Origin of the sequence: Alteromonas naphthalenivorans, from assembly GCF_000213655.1 — a bacterium.
GTDB classification, from domain to species: domain Bacteria; phylum Pseudomonadota; class Gammaproteobacteria; order Enterobacterales; family Alteromonadaceae; genus Alteromonas; species Alteromonas naphthalenivorans.
In genome coordinates this window covers 1,864,410-1,884,990 of the sequence record NC_015554.1, presented here as the reverse complement: position 1 = coordinate 1,884,990, position 20,581 = coordinate 1,864,410, and the positions used below count along the sequence as shown (strand labels likewise).

Here is a 20,581-nt window from a genome sequence, read left to right as displayed (position 1 = left end):
AACACTTCGCGGGTGGCATTTAGTTTTTAACGTGGTGTAAATTTAACCACCAGCCGTTACTTTTTGACCAGTTTGTTTGTCTATTCATCACTTAGCACTATTTAATTAAATTAATACTTTACAGAATAAAAAAAATCGCCACAATACGCAGTACTTGGAGAGGTGGCAGAGCTCGGTTTAATGCACCTGACTTGAAATCAGGCGAAGGGTCAAACCTTCCGGGGGTTCGAATCCCTCCCTCTCCGCCAAGTTCTAAAAGCCCGCACATTGTTGCGGGTTTTTTTATGCTGTAACCACTAGGATGTAATAGTTTTTAATCAGTTTGTTTATCAATTCATCACTTAGTGCTTTTAATTTAAATTTACCCTTTACACGCTGAAAAATATCATTAAGATACGCAGCACTTGGAGAGGTGGCAGAGCTCGGTTTAATGCACCTGACTTGAAATCAGGCGAAGGGTCAAACCTTCCGGGGGTTCGAATCCCTCCCTCTCCGCCAAGTTCTAGAAACCCGCACACTGTTGCGGGTTTTTTTATGCTCGAAATAAAATGTATTAGCACCACAGCAAGCTGGAATAAGCAGCGTATATTTTCGTGCAGGTTTCATTAAATAAAATTCACAATGCTAAAACTTTTATTAAGGTTAGAAGATGTTCTAGCCACTAAGTAGCAATGCCGCATTGATAAACGTACAAACACACGTAAGATAGCGGTGAAAAAGTACTGCAACTCATTGAAAGTTTTTCTGATCTTCCTCTGTCTATAATTTGTATTAAGCACTTATAAAATGATTACATTCATTATAACTAATGTGTTCGACTCCGCGGCGTTAATAAAAATGAGTGAGAGATAGAAGAAAGGCTCTCGCGACAGTCGCATGTTGGTCATAAATTTTTGCTAAAAACGATTAACTATTAGTTTTGTATGCTATCGCTATTGTACATAGGTACACTTGCTTAAAGACGCTAATTCGCAGATGTGTGATTAGGGCTTCACTCTAATGTCCAATTGCAATTAAGGTGTATAGTAAGTGATGTAGAGGTTATTACTCATTACAGTGCTAATGCTTAAAACGAAAGTGTAAGTGAAACGCAACGACAGCTCGTTACACCCACTGACGAAAAAGAATAAATATAGAGGATTGATATGCAGGCTATGAGTACGCTCAATTTGAGTCAGGGCAGTGTTGAGCAAAAACGTCAGGAAATAAAAGCGTATTTTACGGATTCGTTTGATACCTATGAAAGCCTATTTACTTGCCTAGCAAGCGATGACGCCTATTTCCAGCGTGCTGAAAAGCTTCGCCATCCACTTATCTTTTATTTTGGCCATACCGCGACTTTTTTTATCAATAAGCTTATTTTGGCTAAAATCATTTCTGAGCGTATCAACCCGAGATTCGAGTCGTTATTTGCCATTGGTGTAGACGAAATGAGTTGGGATGATCTTAACGACGAGAACTACGCATGGCCTTCTGTTGATGAAGTACGTCAATATCGCCGCCAAGTGCGCGATCTCGTGTTATCGGTAATTGAAACCCTCGATTTTAGTATGCCTATCAATTGGGAAAGCCCAATGTGGCCGCTGGTGATGTGTATTGAACATGAACGCATTCATTTAGAAACGTCCTCAGTCCTTATCCGTCAACTGCCCATTAGCCAGGTTAAGACCGATAACGAAAATTGGCCTAGATGTAACGTTTTCTCTGGCGCCCCAATCAATACATTAATCGATGTGCCAAGTGGCGATGTTATATGCAACAAGCAATGGAACGATGACTTGTATGGGTGGGATAACGAATATGGTCACCATCAAGCTAGCGTAGCCGAATTCAAAGCCAGTCAATTCGTTGTGAGTAATGGTGAGTTTTTAACGTTTGTAGAAGCAGGCGGATATGAGAACTCAGATTACTGGGAAGAAGAAGGTAATAAATGGCGCGAATACACAAAAGCATCGCATCCGACTTTTTGGGTAAAGACTGACAACGGTTATTTGTACCGCAGTATGCTAGAAGCATTTCCGTTACCACTGAGCTGGCCTGTAGATGTGAATTACCACGAAGCCAAAGCCTTCTGTAATTATAAAAGTGAACAATCCGGCACGTTAATTCGACTACCTACTGAAGATGAGTGGTTACGTCTACGTGAGTTTGCGGGCATTACCGAAAACACCTATTCAGACGGCTATAACATTGCGCTGAACAAGTACGCGTCTAGTGAACCGGTTGATGTTAACCAAAACGGTGATTTTTACGATGTAGTGGGCAACGTATGGCAGTGGACGGAAACGCCAATTTACCCCTTTGATGGGTTTAAAGTGCACCCGTTGTACGATGATTTCACTACGCCTACCTTTGACAACAAACATAACCTTATTAAAGGCGGAAGCTGGATATCTACGGGAAATGAGGCAATGGCACAAAGCCGTTATGCATTTCGCCGTCACTTTTTTCAACACGCAGGCTTTCGCTATGTAGAAGCTGCGCTACCCATACAGGTAAATGATTTGGATTACGAAAGCGATACACAGGTATCACAATACAGTGAGTTCCATTACGGTGACACTTACTTTAATGTTGAAAACTTCGCTAAAGCGAGTGCTCATTTTTGTTTAAGCTACATGCCTGAAAATAAAGGCGGCAAGGCGTTAGACTTAGGGTGCGCAGTAGGCCGTTCATCGTTTGAATTAGCTACCTATTTTGACCATGTTGATGGTATCGATTTTTCTGCACGGTTTATTAAAACCGCCGTTGCTATGCAGGAACGAGGTGAAATCCGCTATAACCTTATTGAAGAAGGCGAACTAACTTCATTTAAAGCCAGAAAGTTAAGTAACTTGGGCTTAGCGGAATGTGCCGATAAAGTGCACTTTGCTCAAGGTGACGCCTGTAATTTGAAGCCGCAATTTACCGGCTACGACTTAATCTTTATGGGGAACTTGCTTGATAGAGTGTACAGCCCTAAGAAAGTACTGAACGACGTTACAGCAAGGCTTAATGCTGGCGGCATACTGGTAATAGCCTCACCGTTTACGTGGTTGGAAGAATACACAGAACGTAGCGAATGGTTAGGTGGTTATAAAGACGAGAATGGTGAAACGTTAACGTCGACAGAAGCGCTGGAAGCCACGCTTAAAGAAAGTTTTGAGCGAGTAGGGGCACCAACTGAAATTCCTTTTGTTATTCGTGAAACTAAGCGTAAATATCAGCATACATTGTCTGAATTTAACGTGTTTAAAAAGCGATAGTATTGTGTATAGAGCGTTTAAGCGTTGTGTTCTTTGCCAAGAAGGTCATGAATGAAAGCGGCTAAACCTAGTGCTAAAGCAGCTAAGCCTCGCGCTAAAGCGGCAAAGCCTCGCGCTAAAGCGGCAAAGCCTGACGCTAAAGCTTCGCAAGGCGATAAATCTGTGAGGCCAAGCGCGCTAGCAGGCGCTGATAAACTCGCAGACAGCAGCGTAGATATAAACGCAGCGTTGAAACAACAGGTTGCCGATATTGACAACCTGTTTTCTGCGCAACTTAGTCAATTCTCATCACTGTGGTATACACCTTTGGGTTGCGGTGATATTGAGGTCAATACTAATGATGGCGATGGCGATGGCGATGGCGATGGCGATGGCGAAACTAACGCAAGAAGCCGCTTAAAGTTTTCGTCGCTTTCTACTCGGTTCCCGCATGCACCAGAACACGCAGTAAGTATGTGGATAGCCGACATGGACACGGCGCCATCTAAGCACATTGCCCATGCTATTTCGGCATTTGTATCTTCGCATTATGGGTATCAGTCATGTGATATTGGTGATGTTGTGGCAGCCCGTTACGCTAAACAAGGTGCAGTCATTGCCGCCAATTCGGTAGTGAGTACGGCAAGTGTGATGGCTGCAGTAGATACTGCGTTGAAGGTGTGCACCACCAAAGGTGATAAAGTCATGGTGCTTTCACCTACCTACGGCCCCCTTCGAGAAAGAATTGCGGCGCAGGGTCTAAACCTCGTTGATGTGAGTATCGACGAGATTAGTTTTAAAGAAACCGGTATAGAGATAAAGATAACCGCGTTATTAGATCCAGATTGTAGTGCTTTTGTGCTTTGCCACCCGAATAACCCCACAGGCACAGTGCTAAGCGAAACACACCAACATGATATTGCCCGTTTTTGTGATACTCACAAGATCACCCTTATTCTTGATGAAGTGCACAGTGAATTTGGTTTTATTGATGCCGATGCTACTGTTGATGCTTCGAGCAACACCAATACCAATAAAGCGTGTGTTATAAGACCTTTCGCGATAAATATCCCATTTGCGCAAGATATGATTATTCGAATAAACAGTGCCGGTAAGGCATATAATTTATCGGCTATACCCGCTGCCTCATATGCCATTATCGCGAATGATGCATTACGGGCTAAATTTGCGAAGGAAATAGACAGTTGCCATCTTGAGGCGACACCTGTAGCAAAAGTTGCACTGATTGCGGCGTATGAAAAAGCTGATGATTGGTTAGCGCTAGTACTAAAGGCCATTGCGTTCAATAGGCAATACGCCAAAGCGCTTATGAACGTACTTAGCCCAACAACCCCATTTACGTTGGGCGAAGCCGGTTATTTTTTATGGTTGAATTTGAATCAATACTTTCCACAAAATACGTTCCTTGAAGCCTGCCGGCGCGGTGTTATTGGTGTTGATGGGGCAAGTTTTAACGCCCCCGGTTATTTACGCCTTAATTTGGCATGTCACCCTAGCGCGATAAAAACCGCGTTACTAAGATTATTCTCCGATTAAGTTATCGCCTTTCGTTATTCTCGCCCTAGCGTTTTTCTAGCTCTATCGTTATTGTCGCCTTTGCCTTAAATCACATTACCGCCAGCGTAAACTCATATCTAATTTATTCATTCTCAAAAAGCGAATGAACGGTGCTAATTTCGCTAATTTTATCCCGCTGCTTAGTAACTAAAATATGGTGTATTGAAAGTTAATTATCGAAAACAGGCGCATTAATGGTTCTTAAAAAGCGCCTCGATGAAAGGATATAATTATGCAATACATTCGAAAAGGTAGCGAACGAGGTAACGTTAATCTTGGTTGGCTTAACAGCAAACATAGCTTTTCATTTGGCCAGTACTATGATGCCAATCATATGGGGTTTTCTGCACTTAGGGTATTTAACGACGATATCGTACAGCCGGGCAGAGGCTTTGAAACCCATGGGCACCGGGACATGGAAATCATTTCTTTTGTGGTAAGCGGTGCGTTAAAACACAAAGACAGTACGGGTAACGACTACGTTATACCTGCTGGTGATATCCAAGTGATGAGTGCAGGGAAGGGCATTCGGCATTCTGAAATGAATGCGTCTGATAAGGAGGAAGTTAATTTTATTCAAATTTGGATTGAGCCTAACGTAACGGGTGTTCAGCCGGCCTACTTACAGAAATCGGTTAGTGATAAAAACGGATTAGAGCTTCTTGTCAGTGAATCGGGGCAAGACGGCTCGTTAAAAATTAATCAAGATGCACGTATTAGTAAACTGGCCCTTAGCCGAGGGGAAAGTTTCGACTTGGCCGTTGAATCTTCGCCAACCTTGGGGGCTGGCTATTTGCATATTGTGAAAGGTGAATTAACCGTTAACGATGTTAAGTCAGACAAGATGACTACCTTAACAAAAGGCGATGCAATAGGGTTAGGCTTGGGGCAAAAGGTAGTGGTTTTGGCCAATGAAGAAGCACTTGCGCTTTGGTTTGATTTGCCTCCTGTAGGCTAATAAGTCGGTGTAGTATCTTTATTAACCAGCTTGTTCTGTTAATGCTTGTTTTTACACATTTCCTTACTACAAATTGACACTGAAAAGTTTACCTAGTCGGTAGTCGTGGTATGATACGAACACATGATTGGTAAGTAACTGGTGGAATCCACCTCGGTTACGGATCTTTTTTGTTTGAAAGCAAACCGTAGTCAGTGAGATACATGTGATAAAAATAATCCTAGCAGATGACCATGATTTGGTCAGAAGAGGGATCCGCCGAATTCTGGAAGATGTCGTAGATTTTTCAATCATAGCTGAAGCTAAAAATGGCGAAGATGCCGTACAGCTATGTCGAAAAAACGCTCCAGATGTGGTGCTCATGGACGTAAATATGCCCGGTATTGGCGGGCTAGAAGCAACCAAACGCATTGTGCGGATGTCAGAGAACACCCGCGTAATTTGTTTGTCTATGCATAAAGAAAGCCCCATACCTATGCAGGTAATGAATGCTGGCGCGTTCGGCTTCTTAACGAAAGATGCCGAACCTGAAGAAGTTATTCGTGCCATTCATAAAGTGGTTGGTGGGCAAAAGTATATCGATAGTGAAGTTGCGAACAGCATCGCCATCGATAAGCTTTCCCCAAATTCAGACAATCCGTTCAATGACTTATCAGATAGAGAGTTAAGTATTGCGCTTCGCCTCACCAAGGGCAAGCGTGTACCTGATATTGCTACTGAACTAAGCATTAACGCAAAAACCGTCAATACATACCGTTATCGTATGTTTGAAAAGTTAGGCGTAACCACTGATGTGGAATTAACCCACTTAGCGCTTCGCCACAAACTCATCGATTCGAATTTGCTTTAGCCCAGTATGTCTGCATTTGATTCCGCAGCGTTTCTCAAAAATTTAACTTCTCAACCTGGCGTATACAGAATGTATAACGCCCAGGAAGAAGTCATTTATGTGGGTAAAGCAAAAAACCTTAAAAAGCGTGTTTCTAGCTATTTTCGAATGAATGTCGATAATGCAAAAACACGCTCATTGGTATTGCAAATTGCCAATATGGATGTCACCGTTGTAAATAGCGAAACAGAAGCATTTTTGCTAGAAAATAACTTCATCAAGAAGTACAAGCCACGTTATAACGTGGTTATGCGTGACGATAAATCCTACCCTTTTATATTCCTATCTGATCACCAGCATCCACGTTTATCGTTTCACCGCGGCCCGCAAAAGAAAAAGGGCGAATATTTTGGTCCTTATCCTAGTGCGGGGGCCGTTCGTGAAAGTCTGCGTTCTATGCAGCGTATTTTTCCAGTACGCCAATGTGAAGACAGTTACTACCGCGCTAGAAGTCGCCCTTGTTTGCAATATCAAATGCAACGATGCAGTGCACCTTGTGTTGAAGGTTACGTTAGCGACGAAGAGTATAACGAGCAGATAGACCTCGCTAGGCTATTCCTAAAAGGTAAAAACCAACAAGTCATTGGTACCTTGGTAGATAAAATGGAAAAGGCCAGCGAAGCACTAAACTTTGAAGCTGCCGCACGTTATCGCGATCAAATCAACACGCTTCGCAAAGTACAAGAGCGCCAATGGGTAGCCGGTACCCAAGATGAAATGGACGTATTTGGTTTTGCGGTAAAAGGCAATATGGCGTGTATTCAGGTGATGTTTATTCGTGACAGCCAACTTTTAGGCAGCAAGGCGTTTTTCCCAAAAGTGCCGAACACGGCCGATGAACAAGAAATATTCGAATCCTTCTTATTGCAGTTCTACTTAGCGGGCAACAAACTTATACCTAAGCAAATGGTATTTGCCAGTGCGTTGTCTGATGAAGACGCGATAGCCGATTTACTTAGCGGTGAAGCCGGATACCGTGTAAATTTCTTTAAAGGTGCACGTGAAGAGAAACGCCGTTACTTGGAACTAGCACAAGCCAATGCTGAAACCGCACTAGAGACCCAGTACGGCGAACAAAAGTCGGTATTTGCCCGATATCTCGATTTAGAAACGGCGCTTGAATTAGATGCGCCATTACAGCGTATGGAATGTTTCGACATAAGCCACACCTCCGGCGAACAAACCGTGGCCTCTTGCGTGGTGTTTAATCGTGAAGGCCCGCTTAAAAGCGATTACCGCCGCTATAATATTGAGGGCATTACGCCCGGTGATGATTACGCCGCTATGGCACAAGCCCTTAAACGTCGCTATAAATCGGTTAAAGAAGTACAAAAGATCCCTGATTTACTGCTTATTGATGGCGGTAAAGGGCAGTTGTCGCAAGCTGAAACTTTCTTTGAAGATTGGCCGCATGATAAAAAGCCTATGTTATTAGGTGTAGCGAAAGGTACAACCCGTAAGCCGGGGTTAGAAACTATTATATTGGCCGATAGCCACGACACCGTGCCTATGGACAGCCACTCACCCGCATTGCATCTTATTCAGCATATAAGAGATGAATCTCACCGCTTTGCTATTACTGGGCACAGAAACCGCCGTCAAAAGGTGAAAACCACATCAAGTTTAGAAACCATACCTGGAGTAGGGGCTAAACGTCGCCAAACATTGTTGAAATACATGGGCGGGCTGCAAGGGCTTAAAAAGGCCAGTAAAGATGAAATTGCCAGCGTACCAGGTATTAGCAAAGAGTTAGCTGACACCATATACGATCATCTTCATCTTTAATCTCATCCAATACGCGCATTAATGCGTAAATTGCGGTAATCTGTTAAAAATTGAAGGCTTAAAAAAAGCTGCGCTAAACCTGCCTATATTAGGCGAAAATTTTGAGATGTATTTATGTGGACGGTTCCAAATTTAATTACTCTATTCAGAGTAATCCTTATTCCTGTGTTTGTTGGTGTTTATTTTCTAGATTGGCGTTGGGCCCACGAAGCTGGCGCAGTTATTTTCTGGCTTGCGGCGATTACCGATTGGTTCGATGGCTACTTAGCTCGAAAACTTGAACAATCTACGCCTTTTGGTGCTTTCCTCGATCCTGTTGCCGATAAGCTTATTGTGGGGGCTGCATTATTAATGATTACCCACAGTTACGGTAGTTTATGGATTACTATTCCAGCCATTGCACTATTAGTGCGAGAAATTTATGTTTCTGCACTAAGAGAGTGGATGGGACAAAATGGTGTGAGGGAAGCGGTAAAAGTGTCATTTATTGGCAAAGCAAAAACGACTGCGCAAATGTTAGCCATTATTGGATTATTATCTGGCCTTGAATCGTTTATGGGCATTCCACTTTATTGGGTAACCCTAGGACATATTTTACTTTATATCGCTGCAGTGCTGTCAATTTGGTCAATGATTATTTACTCTCGTGCTGCGTGGCCACACCTAAGTGCGGGTTTAAAAGATAAGATTTGATCGTCTATTGAGCAATGTGAATAAAAATGTAGCAAACGATCACAAAATTGCATATTTCCTTGTTTTTCGTATTGACACTTTCAGCGTTACAGGTAGAATTCACCGCACATTTCGAGACGGCAACAACGAAACGAAATGTAAGACTTTAAATGCGGGAATAGCTCAGTTGGTAGAGCACGACCTTGCCAAGGTCGGGGTCGCGAGTTCGAATCTCGTTTCCCGCTCCAAAGTCTAGTATTACGGCGGAATGGCAGAATGGCTATGCAGCGGATTGCAAATCCGTGGATCTCGGTTCGACTCCGGGTTCCGCCTCCATAATGCTTTAATGCTACAACAGGTTTCTACGCCTGACACCCCAACCGAAAGGTTACCCCGATGCCCGGGTGGTGAAATTGGTAGACACAAGGGATTTAAAATCCCTCGTCAGTAATGACGTGCCGGTTCAAGTCCGGCCCCGGGCACCATTTTCTACATATCTAAATACATCCAATATATATTCTTAAAGCTTATAATTCGCTAATTAATTTCAGTATTTTGCTTTACGGCTAACTCACGCTCTGTGCTACCATATCACTCTAATCTTATTGAGTTTACTGCGTGCTTCCACATATTAATTCCATTCTGGCGCTTAGAACGTCTGAGCTCAAACGAGCAAAGCGAGCTTTCAATGCGCGGGGTAGTAAAGTTATCCGTTGCGATATTTGTTTACTGCCTGTAAACGCGTGTATTTGTGCCGATAAGCCTGAACCACAAGCATCCTGTGCGGTACTTTTCATCATGTACAAGGGCGAATACTACAAGCCAACCAACACAGGCCGATTAATTGCGGATGTGGTAGCTGAAAATTACGCGTTTGTGTGGCACAGAACCGAACCCGATGCAGATTTACTGACGTTACTAAGCAACCCTAAATACCAACCCATCATTATATTTCCTCACGAGTATGCTGAGCCAGCGCGTTGCATCCCCAAGCCGGAAGATAAATTAGACAAAATTCCATTGTTTATATTTTTAGACGGCACGTGGCGTGAGGCGCGAAAAATGTTTGGTAAAAGCCCGTACCTAGATAAGTTTCCGGTGCTGGGCGTATCCCCTGAAATATCATCGAATTACTTGTTGCGAGAATCTACACGAGAATTCCAGCATTGCACTGCAGAGGTGGGAATAAACGTGTTAGATTTGGCAGGTGAAGTTGAAGCGGCTACGGCGCTAGCTAAATACTTCAGTATTTTTCGACACCAATACTTAAAAGGGAAGCCCCATTTAAGTCACAAAATTGAATTTGCAAAGGCGCAAGTTAAGTAACCCTTATCTTGCGTGCATTCGCGCTTAACTATAAGGTTAAGCAATCAAAACCCAAGGAGAAAAACATGGCAACAGTTACGTTTCAAGGTAATTCAGTTTCAACTGTAGGTTCGCTTCCAGAAGTTGGGCAGCAAGCCCCAGACTTCACATTAGTAAAAGCGGATTTAGGTGAAGTAACCCTCGCTGATCTTAAGGGTAAACGCGTTATTCTTAACATTTTCCCTTCTATCGATACAGGCACGTGTGCAACGTCAGTGCGTAAATTCAATGAACAAGCAGCTGGTCTAGACAATACACAAGTTATTTGCGTATCTGCTGACTTACCGTTTGCAGCTGGCCGCTTTTGTGGTGCAGAAGGCATTGAAAATGTGATTACCGGTTCTACTTTCCGTACAAGTTTTGGTGACGACTATGGTGTGGCGTTCACTTCTATGCCGCTAACTGGTCTGCTATCACGAACAGTCGTTGTGATTGATACCGACGGTAAGGTACTTTATACCGAGCAAGTGGCTGAAACCACGGAAGAACCAAACTACGATTCAGCAATGGCTGCTTTGTAATTAAGAATATAAAGCGTAAATAGCTCAAACCAGTAATGCCCACAGCGTTACGTGGGCATTTCAATGGAGAGGGTGATATGTCGATGTTAGTTAATGTTCAACAGCTTGCCACGCAACTGCAAGATGAACCCATCATTTTAGTGCGTGCGGTTATGGACGACCCGGTTACCAAAACGCCTGATTCTCGTGATGCCATGGTGTTGCCAAACTCTGTGGATATAGACTTAGACGGCGAGGGCAGTGCTCACACTACGGGTTTTCCTCATAGTATGCCAACCGAATCTGACTTTGCTTTGTACTTAGGCCGACAAGGTTTAACCGAACGTTCGTCTGTAGTGGTTTACGATACCCGAGGTATGTACAGCGCCCCTCGTGTTTGGTGGATGCTTAAAGCCATGGGGCATGAGAACGTAAAATTGTTAAATGGCGGCCAAGTAGCGTGGGAAGAAAAAAACTTACCAGTATCAGAACAACGTATTCCCTCACATTTTAAGTATGAAAGTAATGCGCAGAGCAAATGGTTTGTAAATAGTTCAGCGGTTATTCAAGCGATTAATACCGATGCTCAACTAGTCGATGCCAGAAGTGAAGCGCGATTTTACGGGCAAGTAGAAGAGCCTCGCCCTGGGATTCGTTCGGGGCACATGCCAGGTGCTTACAATCTTCCATTCACAGCGCTGTTAGAGAATGGTTTTTTCTTAAGCGTTGAAAAATTAAAAGATGTTTTTGCCAAAGCCAATATTGATTTATCGAAGCCCATTATCTGTACCTGCGGCTCAGGGGTTACGGCGTGTATTATTGGCGTTGCTGCACTCATGTGCGGTGCAAATGATGTTGCTATTTACGATGGTTCTTGGTCTGAGTGGGGAGCAAACGCCACTTTTCCAGTAGTGAAAGATTAACCTTCGTTTAATTTAGGGTAGTCGTGTTACGTGTATATATTTCAAAGGAATTGAGCTTATGAATACACCACCTCGCGTTGTCGTGTTAACTGGTGCAGGAATTTCAGCAGAATCTGGATTAAAGACGTTTCGAGATAACAACGGATTATGGGAAGAGCACAGTGTGGAAGACGTGGCTACGCCCGAAGCTTTTGCCCGTAACCCTGAACTTGTATATCGGTTTTATAATGAACGTAGAATGCAATTGACTACGGATTGCGTTAATCCCAATGCTGCTCATGAAGCGCTAGTGACACTTGAACGCGCATTGAAAGACCGATTCACATTAATCACGCAAAATGTCGACGATTTGCACGAACGCGCGGGCAGCGAACGTATTTTGCATATGCACGGAAAATTACTGTCTAGCCGTTGCGTAACAACAAATAAGACTTTTGAATGCAAAATTGCGTTCGACGGCCAAACTGTTTGCGCCTGTTGTAATACCGCCACTTTACGACCCGACATTGTATGGTTTGGTGAAATGCCCCTTTATATGGAAGAAATTTCACAAGATATTGCGAACGCAGATATCTTCTTAGCCATTGGAACCTCAGGAAATGTTTATCCTGCCGCGGGGTTTGTGATTAATGCGAAAGACTCGGGCGCACAATGCATAGAATTAAATTTAGAACCCAGTGCGAATAATTGGTTATTCGATGAATCTATTAGCGGCAATGCCACTGAAATAGTCCCAGCGTTTGTAACGCGGTTAATTAAAGAATATTATCTTTAAATAAAGCCATAATTTGAAAAAACTCATAGCTAAAGACGCTTTACTAGCATGTAAGCTCACTGACACTGAGCGCCTAAAATATAGAGTAATATTAATAACATATGCCTTACCTGAATGAATTTTTGACCATTGCCCTAGTACACCTTGTTGCAGTAGCTAGCCCAGGCCCCGATTTTGCGGTAGTGGTTCGCAATAGCCTCGCGTACGGTCGCCGTATTGCTATTTATACAAGTGTTGGCATTGGACTGGCGATTTTGCTACACGTTGGGTATTCACTGGTGGGGTTAAGTGTAGTTATTGCCACTACGCCATGGCTTTTCAAAACCTTTAGTTATCTTGCTGCGGGTTATCTATTGTATATTGCGTATGGCGCACTAAAAAGCGGGCCTAGCCAACCGCCAACAGGCGACGAGGCAGGGGTAAGCAACAGCGTAGATAATCTGGATGAAACTAAGCTAGCTAATAACAAGGCGGCCAATAATAAAAAAGCTAACTCGCAAATATCTGCACAAAAAGCACTTTGGATTGGCTTTTTAACAAATGGCTTAAACCCCAAAGCAACCTTATTCTTCTTATCGTTGTTCACCGCTATTATTGATATCGACACGCCTTTTTCAATCAAGCTTGGTTATGGAATTTACTTAGCCATAGCAACAGGACTTTGGTTTTGTTTTCTATCCTACCTACTTAGTACCAGTAAAATTGCTCAACTTATTGGGAAAAAAGGGTACTGGCTCGACCGTGCAATGGGCGTTTTACTGGTTGGCTTGGCCGCAAAATTAGTCTTGGGCTAACGTTTCACTCATAGATTTATGCTTTGAGGCAAAACGCTGGTTATTATATTTAATCAACTAACACGTGGTAATTGGGGTTAATCGCCATATTTATGTATAATGCGGCGGTTAAATTCGATAGCAGCAGTAGAGGATCGTGTGGCAGATAATAAAATGCCTTTTAAAGATAACCAGCCATCAAGCAAGCTAGAAAGAACACTTTCAAAGCAATATGATTTCGATATTAAATCGTTGTTTTCTCGCGCTAATGGTTTGGCTAAAGCAAATTTTTTAAGCTTATTCCAAGCATCATTAGTCCTATTTCTTACGTTTGTCGTACTCGGTTTTGTTGCTCAGAAGTTCATTACTTTCAATGAAGACGGCACCTTCATTTTTGAACACCAATCGTTAATTGAAATTGTCGCTATTTTCATTGTTGCACCACTAATTGGCGGGTTGTATATGATGGGGGTGAGCCATGCCAGAGGTCAAAAAACCACGGTTTTCTCTATTTTCAGCTACGTCTCTATAATATTCGCATTAGCCCTTACTCAATTGGTGAATGGCATTGTGGTGCAAATTGGCTTGGTATTGTTAGTGGTACCTGGTGTGTATTTTTGGATGGCGACCTCTTTTTCACTCATGCTGGTTGCCGATAAATCGCTTACTCCGCTTCGCGCTATTATTTTATCCTGCCGGGTATTTAATGCTTATTGGGCACAGTTAGCCGGTGTGTTTGCCATTTTTATTATATTGTTTATTTCCGTTCCGTTTACATTAGGCTTGTCCCTTGTGTGGGTTCTACCCCTGTATTTCAGTATGCTAGGGTTGTTGTATGAAGAGATGATCGGTGAAGAGGGTGAATATACACCCAGCCAAACTGTTCAAAGTAAAACGAATGAGTCGAGCTTCGATGCATAAACGGGAAACGCTAAAAATTGTTTTAATGACTATTGCTGTATTGGCAGTAATAGTCATTAACGCGCTTATATTAACTAAGCGCGAGCCCGATATTTTAGATATTCCAGAAACACCAGAAGCCACAAAACCGGTTCCCGACTTTTCTGCGTATACCGACGTTAAAGAAAAGAAGAGTGCCTTTTTTGATTACTTACGCCCCGAAGTTGAAAAACAGAATGCGTATTTACTTACCCTTAGACATTACATACAAACGTTGTATCGCAAGGCTTTGAACGAAGAGCCGCTAACCGACGATGACATTAGCCGTCTTGAGTGGTTGCAAACTGAGTACCGTGTAAAGGCGGAACAACCGCTCACATCTCGTCTGCTTGCGTTACTTCACAAAATTGATATTTTGCCTGCTGAACTCGTGCTCGTGCAAGCGGCAAACGAGTCGGCATGGGGCACCAGTCGTTTTGCTAGAAAAGGTTATAACTTTTTTGGTATTTGGTGCTTTGTGAAAGGATGTGGTTTTGTTCCCGGTAAACGAAATGCCGGCGCAACGCACGAAGTCGCGAAGTTCCCAAGCCTATCTCGCGCGACTTATACTTATATGCGTAACCTGAATAGACACGATGCCTATACCGATTTGCGAGAAATCAGAGAGCGGTTAAGAGCAAATCAAATCCCCATTACTGGCGTAGCCTTGGCAGAGGGATTAATGAATTACTCTGAGCGCGGCGCGGCCTATGTAGACGAATTACAAACCATGATCCGGTTTAACCAGGAGTTCTTAACCGAATGAAACGTATAGCATGCGCGCTTATAGGCGCATTACTCACCTCAAGTGTTGCCGCTGAAACGGTGAATGTGGAATACAGCCGTTTTTATAGCCACGTAAAAAAACTGGATAATGAAGACACTCAAGCTTTGCAATTCGCTTTTGGTTTTCTGCGTGTTGGTGAAGGGCGGTTATGTGAAATTAATAACGCTGAGATAGTCACTGACAAACAAACTATGCCATTAGAGGTTAGTGATGAGTACCGATTCACTGTACCAACGGAAAAAGCGCTAAAATTGGCAAATGCCTATATCAGTATCGATTTAACTGAAGCGGCTAATGTATGTGATATGTCTGTGCAGCTAGAAACAAAAAGTGAATACTTAACCGCCAGTTATACAAAAGAAGAGCTGAATTTTATCTATGGCCAATATGAAGCGTTCTTCAATGAAATGGGTAGCTTTTTATCGTTCTTAATGCCAACGGTGAAAGGGTTGATGTTGCAATTTGATGATAAAAATCTGGATTATATTACCCCAGAAGGCCTGCATATTAATAACGGCATACTTCACTTAGAACAAAGTGAAATTAACGAAAATAAAGGGCTCACACTACCGAAAGCCCCACTTCGTGTTACCGCTATGGCATCAAGCTAATAGCTGATACTTAATTTGCTCAGCAATACGGGTGATGGTTTCTTCACCCTTTTCACATAGCTCTTGTGCGCGGTGAAATTCCATAATACCCACGTCGGTTAGTTGGGGCTCTATCAGAATATCCGGCGGATCGCCCGCTAAACGAGAACGTGTCACCCTTGCTTGAAGTATTTCTAACGAACTACTCATTACACTTAAAATCCCTGGAGGGTTACCTTTAGGGACTTTATTTGGTGGCGGCGAAATTGTTTCTTCTATGGCCTCAATAGCGTCGCTAGCAACGCCTTCGTTTTGCTCGCTATGTTTACTATCGGTTTCACTTTCAGTTTCCGTTTCTGCTTTTTCTTTACCATCAGGTGAGAACCACTGCTTAAGCACGTTTTGGCTTTTAGTGAAAAAGTCTTCGGTTTTTCTTTGGTTTTCTTCGTGATCGAGTCGTAATTTTTCAAGCCTAAGGGGCCTGAAGTCAGCATTAAGGTTCACGGCAATAACAAAGTCTGCACCAAGCTGACGACACAGGTTAACAGGCACTGGATTAACCACCGCGCCATCTACTAACCAACGATCGCCATGGGCGACTGGGGCAAATAGGGCAGGAATAGCACACGAAGCTTGAATGGTATTGCCAATCTCGCCGGAACTAAACACTACCTCACGACCTGTGTACAAATCGGTAGCCACAGAGGCGAACGGTTTTTCCATTGCTTCGTAGGTTGGGGCACAAAATTCGCTGGCAAGTTTATCAAACACTTTTCGCCCGCTAGCAATACCGCCCCTACGTAAACCAACGCCCATCAAAGCAAGTACCTGCCAATCTGACAAAGAACAAGACCACTCTTTAAGGCCTTCTAACTTACCACTAGCGTAAGCGGCACCAACATAGGCACCAATAGAGCAACCTGCCACCACGTCAATTTTAATACCCAGCTTTTCTAATGCTTGAATAATACCAATGTGGGTCCAACCTCTTGCGGCACCCGCACCTAATGCTAGACCAATTTTCATTTAGTTTGATTCCATCAAATTGATAACGTGAACCGTGTCGTCAGTAGGCTCACTGGGTGACTCGAAGCTGGGCGGATCGAAACCAATATCACCATCTTCAACCGGCCCGTTCTGTGTAGAGATGCCTTTAAAGTCGTGCAAATTCTTGTCGACCAAATGTGACGGCGCTACATTTTGAAGCGCACTAAACATTGACTCAATACGCCCAGGGAAACGGCGATCCCAATCTTGTAGCATGGCCTTTACGTTCTGACGCTGCAAATTTTCTTGAGACCCGCACAAGTTGCAAGGAATAATAGGAAATTCTACGGCATCAGAATAACGCTGAATGTCTTTTTCAGTACAATAAGCAAGGGGCCTTATGACAATGTGCTCACCATTATCGCTAACCAGCTTTGGTGGCATTGATTTAAGCTTACCGCCATGGAACATGTTTAAAAAGAAGGTTTCTAGCATGTCGTCACGGTGATGGCCAAGGGCAATTTTAGTGGCGCCTAGCTTTTTGGCCGTGCTGTATAAAATACCGCGACGTAATCGAGAACAAAGTGAGCACGTGGTTTTACCTTCAGGCACTTTATCCATAACAATAGAGTAGGTGTCTTCTTCTACAATTTTGTACTCTACACCTACACTTTCAAGGTATTCAGGAAGTACGTGCTCTGGAAATCCTGGCTGCTTTTGATCAAGGTTAACCGCAATAATGTCAAAATGAATTGGCGCAATGCGCTTTAAAAACATAAGAATATCAAGCATAGCGTAACTGTCTTTGCCGCCAGATAAGCACACCATGACTTTATCGTTGTTTTCAATCATGCCGAAATCAGCAATCGCTTTGCCTACATTTCGACGAAGTCGCTTTTGTAGCTTATTAAAGCTGTATTTTTGTTTGTTTTGAGACGCGGTTAACGGAGCGTCCGCACGGTTTGTGCCTGCACTGTTCATATCAATAGCTTTGTTACTGCGAAAAAAACCATTATACAGTAATCAAGTAAAATTGAATGTGCGAGGTTCAGATTTTTTAAATCTTGTTGGCCCTCTCTTCTAACAAAAAACAATAGCGTTTAAAGCTATAGCGCAAAGATAGCAAACAGTGCCGACAGGCTGTTTATGAACCTGTCTGAATTACCGTGAAAGGGGCGAAATAAAGCCGTCTGGTTTTATTGCCAGTACATCACACACAAGTTCATCAATAACATGTTCTGCGGTGTTACCTATGAGAGCCGCAGAAATACCTATTCTGCCAACCGTACCTATGATAACAAGTTCAGCGTCTATATCTTGGGCTATCTTTGGAATGACTTTTTCAGGAAGGCCTTCCTTCACATAACAGCGCTTACTATCGATAGCATACTTCTCGCTGTGTGTGTTCATCTCAAGTTCGTGATGATGCTTTACCGCGTTGTTGTAAGTGTCTGGGTCAAACTCAGGAACTTCAATAGCAATATTTAGCGGCGTAGCTGGGTAGCTGTTTACCAAATTTACGTTACCGCTGAGCAGCGCGGCATAATCGTTAGCAATCACCGTGATTTTGTCGTTAAGTAAGGCATGCTCGTCGTCTTCACTGCCTACATTTACCGCGGCAATAATTTCACCATTTTCAGGCCATTCATGATCTTTAACCAATAATACGGGGGAGGGACATTTTCTAAGTAGATGCCAGTCTGTAGGAGTAAAAATAACAGAAGCTAAATCGTCATGGCGCTTAGTTGCTTTTACCACTAAATCTATACTGTTGTCGATGACATAATGCACCACAGCTTCAAAGGCACGGTTGTTCCATTCCACAACTATATCTGTTTTAGAAAAACCTAAGTCGTCTAAAGTTTTTTTCAACCATCCAGCATGTTCTTTAGTGACCGCATCACGCATGGCTTCACGATCATCAGGGCTAAGCATGGTTGTCATATCGTAAGATAAGTCGTAAACCACCAGCATGGCGGTGACAGAGGCACCTGTCTTTTTGGCAAGTTCATATGCACGGCTAAGCGCAGGTTGGGTTTCTCTATCGGCTTCAATAACCGCTAAAATACGCTCATACTTAATCATAACCCCTCCAAACATAGTCAGAATTTTGGTTGCTACAATTTAAGTGTAATACCTATTTGCTATTACGTAACTTGTTTTAGATCAAAAGCTTTGAAGATTAGCTATTACAGGCGATATTAGGTGCAACCACAGACGTTAAACGTTGTGACATCTCATCAAAATCTAAAATAGTGATGAGTTTACCGTCCACTTGGATAATATTTTCTTTTTGAAAACGGCTTAACAGGCGGCTAATGGTCTCAATAGTTAGACCAAGATAGTTCCCAATTTCATTTCGAGTCATGGTTAGGTGAAATTCTTTATTTGAAAATCCACGTTCTTCGAAACGTTGAGAAAGCTGAGAGAGGAAATACAATAGACGTTCTTCCGCTGAGCGTTTATTAAGCAACATCATGAGATCATGATCTTGTTTAATTTCCGCACTCATAAAACTCATTATTTGATGTCTTAACTTAGGAAATTGAACCGACATTTCATCAAGCGTTTCATACGGTAATTCGCACACCATGGCGGTTTCTAATGCCTGAGCATAACTTTGGTGCTTATTTTCCCGTAAGGCATCGAAGCCGATAATATCGCCAGGGAAGTGAAAACCTGTAATCTGCTCTTCACCATCTGAATTGGTGACGAAAGACTTAAAAGAGCCCGTTCGTACTGCGTAAAGAGAGTTGAATTTATCTCCCGACTTTACCAGCAAATCACTCTTGTGAAGGGGTTTCTTTCGCTCAATAATATCATCTAAAGATTCAATCTCAGTCTTGTTTAGCGCAACGGGCAAACACAAGTGGCTGAAACTGCAATTTTGACAATGAATTGAGAATTGGCTTCCTTTGCTCATAGGTTCAAACTATAAATAGGGTCGACTTAATATTAATCTTACTCTTTTGTTTATGAAATTGCTGCATAAATTAAAAAGAGAGCGTAAATAGCCACTATTACGGAAAAGCATTGTCTTACCACGGGGTGCCTAAAACCAGCTATTAGGTACTGGCTACCTGCGCTTGCAGCTAACAAAGTGGGCAGAGTACCTAACCCAAAAAATAACATGATGGCAGCGCCGTCAACGGCCGACCCCGATGCTAATGACCACGTTAACGTGGAATAGACCAACCCGCAGGGTAGCCAGCCCCATATAAAACCATAGGGTAGTGCATAAACCGGGCTTTTGAATGGAAGAAATCGTTTAGATATTGGCTGAATAGCTTTAAATAAGCCGCGTCCCATAGCTTCAATATAATTCAAGCCTTGCCACCACTTTCCCAAATAACACGCTAATAGCAGCAGCATAACGCCACTAATCAAAGATAAAACGGGTTTAGCAATAGGCACAAACTCGGTGGCCATTTGGCCGACAGCGCCTGTAATAGCGCCGGCTAATGTGTAGCTGAGGATACGGCCAAAATTATAGGCAAGGGTGTAGGGTAATGCCGGTTCATTACTTGGCGTTACTGTGCGTAGTGCGGCAACAATACCACCGCACATACCCACACAATGCACGCCGCCAGCAATTCCAATGAAAAAAGCAGAGAATATATTAATCTCTGTCATCTGTTTCTTTGCGTTGTTGTAACTGCTTTCGCTGCTCGGCTAGCTTCTTTTCATCACCTGATAAATCATCATCAAACAAAATGCTGTAGCCCTGTCTATCAAGATCTTCAAACTGATTGGTTTTTACCGCCCAGAAAAAGATAACCAGTGCCAGCGCAACAATAATAATAGCGATGGGAATTAAGACGTAAATGATACTCATA

At 43.0% G+C, this 20,581-nt stretch carries 20 protein-coding genes and 5 tRNA genes; 19 read left to right on the top strand and 6 right to left on the bottom strand.

Annotation, left to right across the window (positions count from 1 at the left end; all coding sequences use genetic code 11):
• Positions 1 to 156 precede the first annotated feature (156 nt).
• From AMBT_RS08145 to AMBT_RS08055, 19 genes are all read left to right on the top strand, one after another.
• Positions 157 to 248: transfer RNA gene (locus AMBT_RS08145), tRNA-Ser, on the top strand.
• A 158-nt stretch (positions 249 to 406) separates the two neighbouring features.
• Positions 407 to 498: transfer RNA gene (locus AMBT_RS08140), tRNA-Ser, on the top strand.
• 647 nt (positions 499 to 1,145) lie between these two features.
• Positions 1,146 to 3,245 (top strand): 5-histidylcysteine sulfoxide synthase, encoded by a 2,100-nt coding sequence (gene ovoA / locus AMBT_RS08135; protein ID WP_013784137.1) that lies wholly within the window; start codon positions 1,146 to 1,148, stop codon positions 3,243 to 3,245.
• Positions 3,246 to 3,296: 51 nt separating this feature from the next.
• The gene (locus AMBT_RS08130; protein ID WP_013784136.1) at positions 3,297 to 4,781 is read left to right on the top strand and encodes an aminotransferase class I/II-fold pyridoxal phosphate-dependent enzyme; all 1,485 of its coding nucleotides are present in this window, start codon (positions 3,297 to 3,299) and stop codon (positions 4,779 to 4,781) included.
• 253 nt (positions 4,782 to 5,034) lie between these two features.
• Entirely contained in the window at positions 5,035 to 5,760 is a 726-nt protein-coding gene (locus tag AMBT_RS08125; RefSeq protein WP_013784135.1) for a pirin family protein, read from the top strand.
• Between the two features lie 205 nt (positions 5,761 to 5,965).
• Complete coding sequence (uvrY, locus tag AMBT_RS08120; protein WP_013784134.1) at positions 5,966 to 6,610, top strand: UvrY/SirA/GacA family response regulator transcription factor; 645 nt, start codon at positions 5,966 to 5,968, stop codon at positions 6,608 to 6,610.
• Between the two features lie 6 nt (positions 6,611 to 6,616).
• Complete coding sequence (gene uvrC, locus AMBT_RS08115) at positions 6,617 to 8,434, top strand: excinuclease ABC subunit UvrC (protein ID WP_041452526.1); 1,818 nt, start codon at positions 6,617 to 6,619, stop codon at positions 8,432 to 8,434.
• A 114-nt stretch (positions 8,435 to 8,548) separates the two neighbouring features.
• Positions 8,549 to 9,127, top strand: a complete 579-nt coding sequence (pgsA, locus tag AMBT_RS08110; protein WP_013784132.1) for a CDP-diacylglycerol--glycerol-3-phosphate 3-phosphatidyltransferase — start codon at positions 8,549 to 8,551, stop codon at positions 9,125 to 9,127.
• A gap of 151 nt (positions 9,128 to 9,278) precedes the next feature.
• Positions 9,279 to 9,354: transfer RNA gene (locus tag AMBT_RS08105), tRNA-Gly, on the top strand.
• Positions 9,355 to 9,368: 14 nt separating this feature from the next.
• A tRNA-Cys gene (locus AMBT_RS08100) sits at positions 9,369 to 9,442 on the top strand.
• A 62-nt stretch (positions 9,443 to 9,504) separates the two neighbouring features.
• Positions 9,505 to 9,591 (top strand) — tRNA-Leu (locus AMBT_RS08095).
• A 133-nt stretch (positions 9,592 to 9,724) separates the two neighbouring features.
• On the top strand, positions 9,725 to 10,432 hold the full coding sequence (locus AMBT_RS08090; RefSeq protein ID WP_013784131.1) for a tRNA-uridine aminocarboxypropyltransferase: 708 nt from the start codon (positions 9,725 to 9,727) through the stop codon (positions 10,430 to 10,432).
• A 65-nt stretch (positions 10,433 to 10,497) separates the two neighbouring features.
• Complete coding sequence (tpx, locus tag AMBT_RS08085) at positions 10,498 to 10,992, top strand: thiol peroxidase (protein ID WP_013784130.1); 495 nt, start codon at positions 10,498 to 10,500, stop codon at positions 10,990 to 10,992.
• 77 nt (positions 10,993 to 11,069) lie between these two features.
• A complete protein-coding gene (locus tag AMBT_RS08080) occupies positions 11,070 to 11,894 on the top strand; it encodes a sulfurtransferase (protein ID WP_013784129.1) in 825 nt (274 codons plus the stop codon).
• A 58-nt stretch (positions 11,895 to 11,952) separates the two neighbouring features.
• Entirely contained in the window at positions 11,953 to 12,669 is a 717-nt protein-coding gene (cobB, locus tag AMBT_RS08075) for a Sir2 family NAD+-dependent deacetylase (protein WP_013784128.1), read from the top strand.
• 101 nt (positions 12,670 to 12,770) lie between these two features.
• Complete coding sequence (locus tag AMBT_RS08070; RefSeq protein WP_013784127.1) at positions 12,771 to 13,463, top strand: LysE family translocator; 693 nt, start codon at positions 12,771 to 12,773, stop codon at positions 13,461 to 13,463.
• A 138-nt stretch (positions 13,464 to 13,601) separates the two neighbouring features.
• The gene (locus AMBT_RS08065) at positions 13,602 to 14,363 is read left to right on the top strand and encodes a hypothetical protein (RefSeq protein WP_013784126.1); all 762 of its coding nucleotides are present in this window, start codon (positions 13,602 to 13,604) and stop codon (positions 14,361 to 14,363) included.
• Positions 14,356 to 15,147, top strand: coding sequence for a glucosaminidase domain-containing protein (locus AMBT_RS08060; protein ID WP_013784125.1), 792 nt, complete (start codon positions 14,356 to 14,358; stop codon positions 15,145 to 15,147). Before AMBT_RS08065 ends, AMBT_RS08060 begins: the two co-directional genes overlap by 8 nt.
• Positions 15,144 to 15,779 (top strand): DUF2987 domain-containing protein, encoded by a 636-nt coding sequence (locus AMBT_RS08055; RefSeq protein WP_013784124.1) that lies wholly within the window; start codon positions 15,144 to 15,146, stop codon positions 15,777 to 15,779. The genes AMBT_RS08060 and AMBT_RS08055 overlap by 4 nt, the downstream gene beginning before the upstream one ends.
• Here the strand turns inward: AMBT_RS08055 and AMBT_RS08050 are convergent.
• From AMBT_RS08050 to ccoS, 6 genes are all read right to left on the bottom strand, one after another.
• Positions 15,771 to 16,784 carry a patatin-like phospholipase family protein gene (locus AMBT_RS08050; RefSeq protein WP_013784123.1) on the bottom strand — a complete coding sequence of 338 codons (1,014 nt, stop codon included), beginning with the start codon at positions 16,782 to 16,784 and terminating at the stop codon, positions 15,771 to 15,773. The two genes, AMBT_RS08055 and AMBT_RS08050, sit on opposite strands and share 9 nt — an antisense overlap.
• Positions 16,785 to 17,726, bottom strand: coding sequence for a tRNA 2-thiocytidine(32) synthetase TtcA (gene ttcA, locus AMBT_RS08045; RefSeq protein ID WP_013784122.1), 942 nt, complete (start codon positions 17,724 to 17,726; stop codon positions 16,785 to 16,787). It lies immediately after the preceding gene.
• Between the two features lie 180 nt (positions 17,727 to 17,906).
• Positions 17,907 to 18,830, bottom strand: a complete 924-nt coding sequence (gene uspE / locus AMBT_RS08040; RefSeq protein ID WP_013784121.1) for a universal stress protein UspE — start codon at positions 18,828 to 18,830, stop codon at positions 17,907 to 17,909.
• Between the two features lie 97 nt (positions 18,831 to 18,927).
• Positions 18,928 to 19,668 (bottom strand): fumarate/nitrate reduction transcriptional regulator Fnr, encoded by a 741-nt coding sequence (fnr, locus tag AMBT_RS08035; protein WP_041452525.1) that lies wholly within the window; start codon positions 19,666 to 19,668, stop codon positions 18,928 to 18,930.
• Positions 19,669 to 19,718: 50 nt separating this feature from the next.
• Positions 19,719 to 20,378: a sulfite exporter TauE/SafE family protein gene (locus AMBT_RS08030; protein WP_013784119.1), complete on the bottom strand. Its 660-nt coding sequence runs from the start codon at positions 20,376 to 20,378 to the stop codon at positions 19,719 to 19,721.
• Positions 20,365 to 20,580 (bottom strand): cbb3-type cytochrome oxidase assembly protein CcoS, encoded by a 216-nt coding sequence (ccoS, locus tag AMBT_RS08025; protein WP_013784118.1) that lies wholly within the window; start codon positions 20,578 to 20,580, stop codon positions 20,365 to 20,367. The genes AMBT_RS08030 and ccoS overlap by 14 nt, the downstream gene beginning before the upstream one ends.
• Position 20,581 lies beyond the last annotated feature (1 nt).